General features: G+C 38.5%; 9 protein-coding genes. 5 read left to right on the top strand and 4 right to left on the bottom strand.

The annotated features are described in order from the left end of the window. Positions 1–62 precede the first annotated feature (62 nt). From VB264_RS05165 to VB264_RS05150, 4 genes are read left to right on the top strand one after another with little or no spacing between them, the layout of a single operon-like run. Positions 63–2,138: a DUF5977 domain-containing protein gene (locus tag VB264_RS05165; RefSeq protein ID WP_323247359.1), complete on the top strand. Its 2,076-nt coding sequence runs from the start codon at positions 63–65 to the stop codon at positions 2,136–2,138. Beyond that, positions 2,135–3,517: a hypothetical protein gene (locus VB264_RS05160; protein WP_323247357.1), complete on the top strand. Its 1,383-nt coding sequence runs from the start codon at positions 2,135–2,137 to the stop codon at positions 3,515–3,517. The genes VB264_RS05165 and VB264_RS05160 overlap by 4 nt, the downstream gene beginning before the upstream one ends. Then, the gene (locus tag VB264_RS05155; RefSeq protein WP_323247355.1) at positions 3,517–4,083 is read left to right on the top strand and encodes a hypothetical protein; all 567 of its coding nucleotides are present in this window, start codon (positions 3,517–3,519) and stop codon (positions 4,081–4,083) included. The genes VB264_RS05160 and VB264_RS05155 overlap by 1 nt, the downstream gene beginning before the upstream one ends. Before the next feature lie 56 nt (positions 4,084–4,139). Further along, on the top strand, positions 4,140–4,784 hold the full coding sequence (locus VB264_RS05150; protein WP_323247353.1) for an SOS response-associated peptidase: 645 nt from the start codon (positions 4,140–4,142) through the stop codon (positions 4,782–4,784). A gap of 258 nt (positions 4,785–5,042) precedes the next feature. Here the strand turns inward: VB264_RS05150 and VB264_RS05145 are convergent, their stop codons facing one another. After that, complete coding sequence (locus VB264_RS05145; RefSeq protein ID WP_323247351.1) at positions 5,043–5,225, bottom strand: hypothetical protein; 183 nt, start codon at positions 5,223–5,225, stop codon at positions 5,043–5,045. Between the two features lie 345 nt (positions 5,226–5,570). Here VB264_RS05145 and VB264_RS05140 point away from each other — a divergent pair, with 345 nt between their 5' ends. Beyond that, positions 5,571–9,452 carry a phage tail tape measure protein gene (locus VB264_RS05140; protein ID WP_323247349.1) on the top strand — a complete coding sequence of 1,294 codons (3,882 nt, stop codon included), beginning with the start codon at positions 5,571–5,573 and terminating at the stop codon, positions 9,450–9,452. 80 nt (positions 9,453–9,532) lie between these two features. Here the strand turns inward: VB264_RS05140 and VB264_RS05135 are convergent, their stop codons facing one another. From VB264_RS05135 to VB264_RS05125, 3 genes are all read right to left on the bottom strand, one after another. Next, a complete protein-coding gene (locus tag VB264_RS05135) occupies positions 9,533–10,735 on the bottom strand; it encodes a tyrosine-type recombinase/integrase (protein WP_323247347.1) in 1,203 nt (400 codons plus the stop codon). Between the two features lie 157 nt (positions 10,736–10,892). Further along, complete coding sequence (locus tag VB264_RS05130) at positions 10,893–12,230, bottom strand: ammonium transporter (protein ID WP_323247346.1); 1,338 nt, start codon at positions 12,228–12,230, stop codon at positions 10,893–10,895. Between the two features lie 97 nt (positions 12,231–12,327). Next, on the bottom strand, positions 12,328–13,446 hold the full coding sequence (locus VB264_RS05125; RefSeq protein WP_323247344.1) for a porin: 1,119 nt from the start codon (positions 13,444–13,446) through the stop codon (positions 12,328–12,330). Between the last annotated feature and the right edge of the window lie 149 nt (positions 13,447–13,595).

Genomic DNA, 13,595 nt, shown 5'->3' with positions numbered 1-13,595 from the left:
TCACAATTCACTAACTAAAATAAATCACTCATTCACTAACTCACTAAATCACAACTTTTCTCATGGATTCTTTAGCTACTTATATTTCTCACCTCCCAGTAAGTTTTGCCCGGAATAAACTGACTGTTCATATCGATGCGTATGACCCGACTGTTGTCAATCGTTGGGGCATGAATACACATATTGAAGTACTGGTCCCGAAGGCTTATCAATCGTCAGAATTTGTCAGTGTGGCCGAGCGTATCGGTTCTGAAAGGCCTGTACAAATATTGTCTGGAGCCAATTATTATTATGGTACCGACTTTGAAATTGATAGTATTTTGGATGGCTTACTTTCATTTTGTCCGCCCAAAATCGACGAAAAGCAGATTATGAGTTGTGCAGGCATGACGATACCTTATAAGGCAAAAAGCTATATCGAAAAAGAGGGGGTACTAATGGGGACAGAAAGTATTTCGGCGGAAGCTTTTGCCATTAAATCTAAACTAGCGGTGGATGATTTTGCGAGCTGGAGGGAAACTTTCTTTAGCAGTCATTTTGATGCTAATTGTCCGTTTTTGACCTTTCAGCCCAATAATAAAGTAATTGATGCTGTTCAACCAGAATTTTTGTTTTGGTTGTGTAATGCTTTGCCAAAGCCTAACAGCATTACGGTGCGAGTAAAGGTTTCTTATGAAGATGGTTTTACTCAAATCCTTACTGTACAAACCCTAAATGTGGTAACCCAATATACCGTTTATTGTATCCCTGTGGGATTTGTAGCCTTGGGTTTGGGTGACTTTAGCACGCCTGAAAACCCTATTACTGGGTATGATGTTTGGCTTAATAATGATTTGGGTGATAGAATTACTGAAATAAGGAGTTATGAATTAGACCATATTTATGAGCCAAATACTAGGTATTTATTAATGGTTAATTCCTTGGGTGGTTATGATACCATTCGCACGGTGGGTACTGCTCAGGCAAGTTTGAAAGTGAATCGTAATAAAGGCGAAAAGGCTTTGGATAGTAATTATTTGCCTAGTAGTGCTGAGGTATTTGTTACTGGCATCACGGGCAAAAAAGAGATTACGATAAACACAGGTTATTTTGATGGTGTAAATTCTGCCTATTACTCAGAGCTGATGTTTGCCGAAGAAATTTACATTGCCACCAAAGATGGCTTTGTTCCTATGACGCTTATCACAGAATCTTTGACCACTGTTGAAGACAATGTTGATTTAATGGGGCGAACCTTTACGTTTGAATATGCCAAAAACGAGTTGGGTTATTCGGATTTGCCATCTGCTCCGCCTGTTTCTGTGCGGGAATTGGTTTGGTTACCGATAGAACCTTATTGTATTTTTGACCCTGAGACGGGTTTGGCAACGGGTTATCAGGGAGCTACTCGGTTGACGTTGACTTATAAAGATACTGGAGAGCCTGTGAAGGGTGTGCCGACTAAACTTAATTCGCCAGGGACAGAAGGATATTTTACGCCCGCACCTTCAAATATGTGTACGGCAGGTTCGGCACCTTATAAGAATTTCTTAATCTCACGCCTGGGCAATTATACCCGAAACAATTGTCCGAGTGGTTATGGCGACTATGCTACCATCACTATTCCAGCCAATACCTTTGGCGGACAAACACAAGCTGAGGCAACGGCCAGAGCCGAAAGCCGTTTTGCGTTTTTGAATACGCAGACCTATGCCAACAACAATGGTACTTGCCTGACCGATCCTCAGTATTACAACATCGTTCCTGGTCCGCCCGTGAATAAGTTTAACTATCGGTTTTTGACCAAGCCAAGCGGAATTGTCAATTATATCCACGGAGGTGGTGGTGCTTATTCTGGAAGTCCAACGGATGTAGTGTATGGAAACCATTGGGCAGTTCAGAACAATACCAACGCAGGTTCGAAGGTGTATCCAGCTGGAAAGAATGATATTTTCTTGCCATGCTCGGAGCTGTATTTTATTACTGTGTATGGTAGCACCAAATCTATAAGAGTAAAGCTTTATTCTAATGGCGTGCAAGTGGCTACCAAAACCATTACACCCGCTGAGTTTTCGGCTGGTAGTGGTGCTTATTTGTGGCAACCTGCCATCTATCACCCTTCACAAGCAAAGGTATATTGTTTAATAGAAGTCTTATGAACCTAACGATAAAAATTGGTGGTGAGGTGGTAGATGTAACCAGCGAGCTAGTGTGTAATTTGAAAAAGCAATCGCCTATGTTCCTCAGGGATGAGGTAATAGGCGATTATGCAGAGGAAATCATTTTGCCCTTTACGGTGCGGAACGACCGTATTTTGGGCTATTATAGACACCCACAGGTATTGGCTTCGCCTACCAAAATGTACTGTGAGCAGTATGTAAATTCTAATCGTTTGGCTCGTGGATATGTATTGCCACTAGAAGCCATTAGCGATTATAAGCTGGGTTATACCTCCAACCTTGAAGCCGTATTTGGGAATTTAAGGACTAAAAGTTTACGTGAAATAGATTTTGGAACATTGCCCATACCGTCAGATTTTGATGTAACCTTGTCGAATACGTATGCAGCTGGCGGTTATGTTTTTCCAAGCATCAAAAACCCTGACTTTTATCAGAATATGCCAGCTGGTTTTTCGGGTATTATTAACGAGTGTACCGCTGGGCATTATAGCGGTGGAACCAAAGTACCCATGTTCTTTTTAAGGTATATTTTAGACCAGCTAGCCATTAAAGTTGACTATGAATTTAGCTTTGATACGCCTGAGATTAACCGTTTTTTGATTTATAATACCCTTAGTTTAGATGAGCTTAATACGATTTATCCGCAGAATCATTTGCCCGATTTGCCTTTGGGCGTTTTTTTGTTGGAGGTAGCGAAGCTAACCAATTCAGCCCTTTTCTTTGATGCTCCCAACCGTAAGCTACAATTCAGGACCCGAAAAAGTGTGTATCAGGCAGATTGTACTTTGGACTGGAGCAAGAAAGCCAAGCCAATTTTGGGTAAAATGCCAACCAATATATCGGGTTTGGAATTATCGTTTTCGGTGGATTCAGACGATGCTACAACAAAAGTGCAGCACCCTTATTTTGATGGATACCTGACAGCTGGCGCCGAGGAAAATATCTTTAAAGTTCAAACAGTGTGGAGCTCCTTAATTACGGATGGTGGTTTGCCTTTTACGCTACAGCAAGGTATTACGACAGGGCAAAATGATAAGAATTTTAGTCCTAGAATGTTGCAATGGGCTGGTGTGGTCGATGGTGTTCCGGTGGCATTGCCAGAGGTATCGGGGTTGGGTTTGTACTGGAATGGTGCTAATGGCTTGTATAATACCTATTACAAGGAAGAAGAATCGTTTTTAATGAACACATTCCGAACACCACCAGTGGATTTGTATTTAACTGAAAGCGATTTGGCAGGGTGGACACCAGACCGTAAAATACATATCAATGGAGTGAATTATATTTTTGAAGAAATAGTTTGCCCGCTTCATAATCTTTCGCTGGGTTGTGTGGGGCATGGATATCGCATAAACTGATGGAGAATATTGATACTAAAGCCTTGGAGGTACTGTTTGAAACCGAACTGAATGAGATTCAGGAACAGGCGGTTTTGTATTTTCAGAAATTTATCAAGGATAGAGGGTTGGTTTTGACTAATAACTTACTGGAACATTTTCAAAAATCAACGATGGTAGTGGCTTCGGAGCTGTATGCAGAAGTAAACGTCACCTTTAATAGCTACGGCCGATATTTGGATATGAAAGCCATTGGCTATAAGCCCGGAAAGCCCGACCCAGAAGGCCCACTCGTAGAAGGTATGAAGGAATACATTGAGAAAAAGGGTTTAGCTTTTTTTAAGGGTATTCCTGGTTATTATGGTGCTTCCAGAATGCCTGTTACTTCAATTGCCATCAATCGTTTGGCTTATACTTTGGCTTACTCCAGAAAGAATTCATTGAAGATTAAACGGCGTGGTGAGGGTTGGTATAATAAAGGACGTTCGCTTTTTGTAAGGGATGTTAGGAGGAAATTACAGGCTAGTATTGCGGAGCTGGTTTTGAGGGAAGTGGCTAATGGTTTGGAGATGACTTTGGAGGGGTAAAGTTTGAAAAGTCAATAATTCTTTTATTTTTGTAAAGTATTTATAATTAGAAAGATATGTGTTTTTATGCAGAAATCCCGCCGTCAGATAAATTGCTTGAAAAAAGATACAAAGCCAGTTTACATACAAAAAGGTATTACGAGGATAATCAAGTTGATATAATATTTAATGGATTTACTAATCCTAAAATGCCTATCATTATGTGTGATATGCCTGACAAAATCTGTTTAGTTAGATGGGGTTTAATACCTACGCATATTTCGTCTTTGGAGCAAGCAAAATCTATCCAAACTAAAACGTTAAATGCTTGTATTGAAACTGTACATGAAAAAATGTCCTATAAAAATTCACAAAATTTACGCTGTTTAGTAATTGTTAAGGCGATAATTGAGCCTCACCAAAAACCTGATAAATCACGTGAAAGGTACAGGATTTGGTTAAAGGATGAGGATAGTTTTGCTTTAGGTGGTATATTTTCTTACTGGAAAAGTCCTGAAAATGGTAAATATATTCGCACATTCTCAATATTGACAACTGTTGCCAATGAAATGATGGCTAAAATACACAATACAAGAAAACGAATGCCAGTAATTATTTCACCTGATAAATATGAAGAATACTTATCAGGTGAAAAAAATATTTTAGATTATAAAACACCATTTGATGAAAATTTAATGATAGCTGAAAAGCTAAGTGCATAAATAAAAGCTTCTCAATGAGAGGCTTTTTTGTGTTATACTTGGAAGAAGTTATTGCCTAGTTTTGAGGGGTAAATATTGAGTGGGGGAACTAGTGAGTTGGAGGGTATTTCTAATTATTAACAAACTAAATTGTCAAAATTCATAAATAGTTAATTTGTTTTTTTAGAATCTTAAAATGGAAAAGGTAACTTTGCAATTCCTTTAGTAAAGCTACCTTTTCATTAGACTGATAATACATAGTTTCTATTAGTTTAAAAATCAGTAATTACTAAATAAATCATGATAATTCTTGACATAAAAGGTAGTCAAAAGCAAAAGCAAGTCAAACATTTTTAATCCAATCGGCGACTTTAAAAAAGTACTAATACTAAAAGCAACAGACACAATTTTTGTTACAAAAATCCTCCAGATTCTTGTAATCCAACGTTTTTTGAGCTTCATTTTCTTGTTGGTTTAATTGTTGTTTGATGGCTATTCTTTTGCGGAAAAGAGTAGCCTTTTTTTATTTTACCTTACGCAAAGTAATCTTCAATTATAAACTTGATGTATATAAAATATTATCAAAAGGTTATTTAATACTATTATTTGTAAATAAATAATTAAATAAGGCAATATATTGCCGATTTGGTTTATTTTACGATAAAAATATACTTTCGAGTAAAAATTATCATGTGATAATTATAGCACAAGATAACAAAGCTTCTAAATCGAGAGGCTTTTTTTGTCCTACTCTCCCCCATTTACCCTCCCTACCTTGGTATTGAATAATCTAATGTTCTGTACCAAATGAATTTAGTAGAAGAAAGTACCATCGTTTTTCGCCTTAATGGCCAGCCCTTTGTTTCTGAATTATCCAAAATTGAATCTTCCCTTCAAGAAGCTAGGGATAAAATGGCTTTACTTGAAAAAGGGACAAAGGAGTGGACTGATGCCAGAAGGGATGTAAAAGATTTAGAAGCGGCCCTTGAAACTGCTCGTCAGCAAATGGATGTCACCCAGCTGACGGTTAAGCAACTTACTGCATTGCAAGGCGACTTAGTGCGTGTCATGAAAGATAGTGTGGTGGGGTCTGATGAATACAATGCGGCCGCTCATAGACTCGCTGAAATTAACCCAATATTGGCAGAAGTACGGCAAGATATGCGAGGGATTGGCAATGAAGCTGAATCGCAAAAAGGCATTTGGGAACAGTTCAAAGAAGACTTTACAAGGGCTTTTTCTGTCATGTCCGTTTTTGAAGCTGGTAAAGCGATTTATGATTTTGTAAGTGATTCTGTTAGAGAATTTAAGACATTTCAAAGTTCGGCTGCCGACCTTTCAGCTGTTACAGGTTTGGTGGGTGATGAATTGAAATATTTAACCGATCAAGCGAAAGAGACGGGGCCTGAATTTGGTATGTTAGGGAGCGATATGCTCGAAGCATATAAGATGATGGCTTCTGCAAAACCCGAATTGCTTGAACAAAAAGAACTGTTAGCGGCCACTACTAATGAAGCCATCAAGTTGGCTCAGGCCTCTAAAATGGAACTCGGTCCTGCTACTGATGCTTTGGCCAGTAGCTTAAACCAGTTTGGCGAACCAGCCAGCTCGGCCAGTAGGTTCATTAACGTGATGGCAGCAGGTGCAAAAGAAGGCTCGGCAGAGATTGAAGAAATGGCTGGAGCCTTAAAAAACTCAGGTACAGTAGCAGCCGCCTCTAAAGTTAGTTTTGAGCAAACCAATGCGGTATTACAATCACTTTCTACGATATCATTAAAAGGCGGTGAAGCGGGTAACCAACTTAAAAACGTCTTATTAACCCTCTCGGCAGGCTCAAAAGAAACTAATCCGCAAATTGTTGGACTTGATAAAGCCATTGAAAATCTTGGTAAAAAACAGATGAGTACTGCTGAAATTGCGAAGATGTTTGGTAAAGAAAACGTAGTAGCGGCCCAGCATATCGTAACCCACGGCAAAGAAATTACTGAACTTACCAAAAAGCTTACAGGTACTACAGAAGCCTATACCCAAGCAGCCAAAAATACCAGTACACTAGACTTTCAAAGTAAGCAGGCCACTGCTACGATGGCCACTTTAAAGACTGAAATTGGTGCAGGATTAGAGCCTATATTGGTTAAAATAACCGCTGGTTTTATCACTTTTGTGAATGTAATTAGAGCTGTACCCGAATTTATTTCTGAAAACAAAACCATGATTTTGGCTTTGGGAGCGGCTATTCTTGCTTTCAATGGTCAATTGATTATTGCTACTGCTACCAGTTTGGCTTATGCTGCGGTTGAGAAAGCTAGGGCTATAGCCACACAAAGCGTCACGATTGCTCAAACAGCTTTAAATACTGTAATGAGTGCAAACCCAATAGGTGCGGTCATTGCTGTTATTGCGATATTAGTCGGAGCATTTGCTACTTGGTATGAAAAAAGTGATGCTGTAAAAGCTTCTGTGGCGGGTTTATGGAATACGATAAAAACATTGATTGCTGTGGTTTCAGATGCTTTTAAAGCATTTACGACTTTTGATTTTGGAAAATTATCCGATATTTTCAAAACTGGAGCAACCAAAATAGGCAATTCATTCAATGAAGGTTATAACGGCAAAATGAATGAGTTGCGGAAAGAAAACGACGCCAACAACAAAAAAGCCAATGATAAAACCGCCACGGATGCCAAGGCGAATGCCAAGAAAATAGCCGAAAACGAGCAATCTGAACATAAAGCTACTCTAACAGCTAAGGAAAAGGCAGCTGTAAAACATAGGGCTGACGAGCTGGCCAAAGCCAAAGAAAAGGCTAAGAAAGAAAAGGAAGATGGTATTGCCCAGGATAAGCAGATGTTGGCTGAAATCAAGAAAATGGATATTGATAGCATTAAAGAAGAGAATGCTAGAAATATTGCCAAACTGAAATTACAGACCCAGCAGGAGATTGAGAAAATAGCCACTTCAAAGGCTAATCAAAGCACCAAAGCAGCTTGGGAACAAGCGTTAAATGATAAACTTTCCCGCGATATCGCCGAGCTGGAGAAAAAAGCCCGGGACGAGAAAATTGCCGATGAAAAGAAAGCAGCACTGGAGATAGAAAAAGACCAAGACCAGAAGCGCCAGACTCGAATAAAGAATAGTTTTGATGCTGAAAAAGCGATCAATGAATATGAGCTCATCACTGCCAAAAATAATCAAGATGAAATCCAACGGTTGAAGCTACAACGATTGGATATTGAAAAAAGAGAGACCCTTCAAAAACTTCAAACCGAGCTAGATGCTGAAAAGAAAGCTTTAAAAGAAGCCTATGACGCTGAGGTGGCGAAAGCAGCTGCTTCTGGAAAGGATACTACTGAGCTACACCGCCAGTACCGAACCAACCAAATGAGTTTGGATGAAAAGTATTTGGCTCAAAGCTCGCTAGCTACTGCACAGTACCAACAGGCGAAAACCAAGGAGCTGGAAGAACATAATAAGCTAAGAGACGAGAACAATAAGAAATTCTTTTCAGGCTTGAAAGGCTTAATGGATGGTGATTATAAGGGCTTTATTGATGGGTTATCCGCAAAGTTGGGAGCTGATAAAAAGAACCTGAGTGAGCGTACTTCCAAGTTTATGGACCACACCGATAAAGTGGCTGATTATGCCAATGAAGGCTTTGATTTCTTGCGAAAGTTGAATGATTTGAAGCTCCAGAAGGATGTAAACAACTTGACTAAAGAGAAGAATGAACAGCTGAAGGCTTGGGAAGAGAAGTATAATAAAGGGCTTATTACAAAAGACCAGTTTGAAGCGAAAACCGACGAGCTGAATAAACAGTATGCTGCTAAAGAGCAACAGTTGAGAAAAGAGGCTTTTGAGAAACAAAAGAAAATGGATATCGCCCAGGCATTGATTAATGGTGCTCAGGCAATCATTAAATCTTTGGCCATGTTTGGCTGGCCTTTTGGGTTAATTGCAGCAGCGGCCGCAGGGGTGATGACGGGCGTACAAGTGGCATCTATCAGCTCCAGAACATTTGCCCAGAAAGGAGCTGTTATTAAAAATGCTGGTGTTGCTCAGGGGCCAAGACACGGCTCGAAATATGGAGAATCTGGCATTAGTCTGGTAGATAGAAGTAGCGGACATGAAATTGGAGAAATGGAAGGTGGTGAGCCTATCATGATTCTTTCGAGGAATACGTATCAAAATAATAAACCTGTGGTGGATAAGTTGTTGGATAGCTCATTGCACAAAAATGGCGCTCCCATCTATCGTGAGGGCGGTTTGATGTTTTCTGATGGTGGTAGTTTTGATGAACGTATGCAGGAACGTATTCGTGAAAAACGAGAAGAAGAGCGTCAAGATAGTGAGGAGCAGCAACAAAGAGAGGAAATTCAAGACAATGCGGCCGTAACTGCTGGCGATGGGAACAGTCCAGCGTATAACAGTGGTTTGGGCGATACGTCGGCTCAGGAATCAGCCATTGCGGAAAATACAAAGCTTCAGGAAGATATTCGTAAAAACGGAGCTGATGCGGTGCAGGAGCTGAAAGATGTGAATGTGGCGGAGCGAGCAATATTAGATGTGGTAAAAGCTCTGCGAGATGATATAAATCGTTTGTTAGGGAGCATTAATAATAACACTGCCAACACTGCAAAGAGTACTAAGGATATGGGTGCGTTAGTGGCGTTTACGGCTCGGTTTAAGTAGGTAGATAAAAAGCCTGACGATTATTAATTGTCAGGCTTTTTGTTTTATGGTTACAAAGTTTCAGCAAAAATGGGATTTTGTCAGTTAGCAATGCTAAGGTTTAGCCTAGGGAAATTTAATTTTATTTCTGCATTTCGAATCATTCCTAAATCCTTTAGATACTGAATAGTCTGTTTAATATCTGAGTGACGACATTGTTGGCGAATGGCTTCAATATCTACTCCTGATAAAAATAATTGACAAACAGCAGTATGTTTCCAACTATACAGGTCATATTCTTTATCGGTTAATTTAAGCGCCTTAAGACACTTTTTAATTTTTAAATAAAAGAATTGAGAATTAGTTATTTTTTCTCCCGGTACAAATGCTTTGTCCTTATTAGGAGTGAATAAATACAAATTTGGGTCTTGTTCTCTTAGTTGATACTTTACTATGAGTTCTTCGAGTGGCTCTGGAATAACTATGTAGCTGTTTTCAGTTGATTTTGCGTTCTCAGGGCGGAAATAAATTGTATGCTCTTTAATATCCCCTACTTTCAAATTTCTTAGTTCCTCACGTGGGCGGGCTAATGTATAATAACTGAACGCTAAAAATAGCTTTGTTTGCTCATCATTAATATTATCAAAGTAATCCAAAATACTTTTAGCTTGTGGCATTGTATAAGGTACGTGTTTACCAGAAATTACTTTCATCCGTTTGATAAAACCTACAACAATATTTTCTTCGACATTTTGCCTATCGACCTGAAAAATATAAAAGCCCGAAAGAAAGCCGATATAATCGTTAAAACTTTTTGGGCTAAGGTTTTTAACTTCGATAATGTAGTCGAAAAATTCCCGTATGTGTTTTTTAGTAACACTTGTTAGGAAAAACTTATCATAGCCTTTCAATTCAAAAAACTCCAGTACAGTATTATACCATGTTGTGTAAGTCTCCTGAGACCTTTTTTTCAAGTTTATCTTTCTATGAATTAAATATGAATCTAAGGCCTTTTTAAAAGTAAGTGTATCTATCACTTTTTCTTCAGGCGTTTCAGTCCTTGTAACATCAGAGATATAGGCTCCGCTTTCAAAAGCTTCGGTAATTGTTTTGATAATTAAGTTAGCATCATTAATTCTTTGTGCTACTGTTTTTCCATGGACCTTAATACGAACTCTCTCCTTTTTCTGAGAATCCATATTAAAAGCCCAAAACTTAATGTACCACCCAGACTTGCCAGTAGACTTGACAAGTGAGGGTGGTACAATGAGGTGATTTCTCTTCTCAGGATTTTCTTTAATCATGTTTTGTAATTCTAAGTGCCATTTTACTGCCATTTTAGTGCCATCACTTTTGGTATTTGGCTTATTAAAAGCATAAAAAGCCCTCTGACATAGTCTGAGGGCTTTCCTTCTGAAACAAAACCACAAGAACCATTACTTGTGGTAAAGTTTTAATATTTTATGCTTCTGCAAGGAATTCATCGTGTTGAGAGATATCCAAACCTACTCTTTCTTCTTCTTCAGTTACACGTAAAGGAATGATTTTATCAGTAACGAATAATAAGAAATATGAAAGACCAAATGCGAAAGCTGAAACAACTACAAGAGCTACTAAGTGCTTGATAAATAAAGCTGGGTCGCCAGTGATGAAGAAACCTTGTTCTGTTTCAACAACTGCAGCGTTAACTGCTTTAGAAGCAAACAAACCTGTCATTACCATACCTACCATACCACCTACACCATGGCAAGGGAATACGTCTAAAGTATCATCTAATTTAGAATTAGCTCTCCAGTGTGCAGCGATGTTTGAAATAATAGCAGCGATTGTACCAATTGTGATAGCGGCTGTTACTGAAACAAAACCTGAAGCAGGCGTAATAGCTACTAAACCTACTACAGCACCGATAGAGAAACCTAACGCTGAAACTTTACGACCACGTGTTACATCAAATAAAATCCAAGAAAGACCAGCAGAAGCAGCTGCTACGTGAGTAGTTGCAAATGCAGATACTGCTAATGGACTAGCACCTACTGCTGAACCAGCATTGAAACCGAACCAACCGAACCAAAGTAAACCAGTACCTAATAATACGTAAGGAATGTTTGCTGGAGGAAGAATGTTTGCTTCAACGTGTGACTTACGACGTTTCAAATATAATGCACCTGCTAAAGCAGCCCAACCTGCACTCATGTGTACAACAGTACCACCAGCGAAGTCAAGAACACCATATTTAAACAACCAACCTTCTGGGTGCCATGTCCAGTGTGCTAACGGAGCATAAACTACTACACAGAAAAGCACCATAAATAATACAAATGCACGGAAGTTAATACGTTCTGCTAAAGCACCTGAAATAAGTGCTGGCGTAATTACTGCGAATTTCATTTGGAAAAATGCAAACAAAGCAAATGGAATAGTACCAGCTAATGGCCAAGGCTTACCATCAAATACTCCTTGGAACATAAAGTAAGTAGAAGGGTTACCAACAAAACCTCCGATTGTTTCTCCGAAAGCTAAGCTGAAGCCAAATACTACCCAAATAACTGTAATTACACCCATTGCAATAAATGATTGCAACATTGTAGAAATTACGTTTTTGTGGTTAACCATACCACCATAAAAGTAAGCTAAACCAGGAGTCATTAATAATACCAAACCAGAAGATACTAGCATCCAAGCAGTATCGCCTGAATTGATACCTTCCGTTACCGCAGCACCCGGAGCAGGAACAAACGCCGCTCCAATTGCAATGATAAGCAAAATGAGAATTGGAATAAATGTTGGTTTTTGTGTCATTGTGATTAGTGTTTTAGGGGTTTATTATGGAATTGTTTACAGAAACTAAATTACACATAACCAGCTATATTTTAGCTGATTATGTGATTATTTATCATTAAAACTTATAAATCATTGCCCAAGTAAAAGTAGATTGAGATTTTGTTTTAACGCCATCTCCATCAGTAAAGAAATTCTTGTCATAAGAATCTACTCTAAATTCTGGTTTCAACAATAAGTGTCCGTCTGCAACTGTAAAAGTTGGAGTCACAGTGAATGAATTAACAGTAACACCATTACCATCATAGTCTAAAAGAGCTGTTACACCGTTTGTATTAGAGAATGATTCATATCTAGCTCCTAAGCTAAAAGTACTTGAGAAGTCATATTTTGGATAAACTGCAAATCCACCCCATGTCTTACCATCACCAGTAGCATAGTTTTGCTTACCAGTTGCAGCATTTAAGCCTAATAAGAATTTCTCAGTTACTTGATAAGTAGTTGTTAAATCCAATAAGTTATACGATCCAGATGAAGTAGTACCAGTAGTTGCATCTTTAGCGTTACGGTTTGCAGTGATTCCGTTTACATAAACGTTCCAACCAGCAACAGGTTGAACAAATACTTGTGCAATTAAACCAGGTTTCTCGTTGTTACTGTAAAGTTGGTCAACTCCATTTACAATACCACCCATTAAAGCAAATTTGTCAGAAACTGCATAAGCTGCTTTCACACCAACATGGTAGAATGGTCCATTGTTGAACAAGTTAGAAAGTGAATAGTGATAATTTACTGGAGCATCAATTACTTCATAACCGATGTGCGTACCAAACTGACCTGCGGTCAAAGTAAATTTATCTGTAGCTTTCCAGTTAAAATAAGCTTGTTTGATAACCAAAGAAGAGGAACCAGCCCCTAATGGTCCAATATTGTTACCATAGTTCCCTAAGTCAGCGTTTGGTCCGAATGCTAAGTCAACAACAACATCAGATTTTGCAGTAGCATATCCAATTTTAGTTTGAACAAGACCTAAAGAAAAACCAGTTTTTTGATCAAATGCTCTAGCCGTTTTAGATGCACCTGTATTCGACATATCTTTTGGGTTATTGAAGTTAGCTAGATAGTAAGAATCAATATATCCAGAGAAAGTAAACTTACCTTTGTCCTCCTCTTTTTCTTGAGAAAATGCAGGAACGGCTAAAAACAAAGAAAATAACGTGATTAAGGTTTTTTTCATAATAATATTTGGTTGAATGTTTAAATATTAATGCTTGATTACGGTGCAAATATTATAGGTAAAATTTACTATTCCAAATTTTATGTGCAAATTTTTAACCTATTTTAGGCTTTTTTTCAAAAAATAATCCAAAACAGGTATAATTTTAA

Source organism: Arcicella aquatica, from assembly GCF_034928825.1.
Classification (GTDB): Bacteria; Bacteroidota; Bacteroidia; order Cytophagales; family Spirosomataceae; genus Arcicella; species Arcicella aquatica.
The sequence above is the reverse complement of the archived record's forward strand: the minus strand, read 5'-3'. Positions and strand labels throughout refer to the sequence as shown.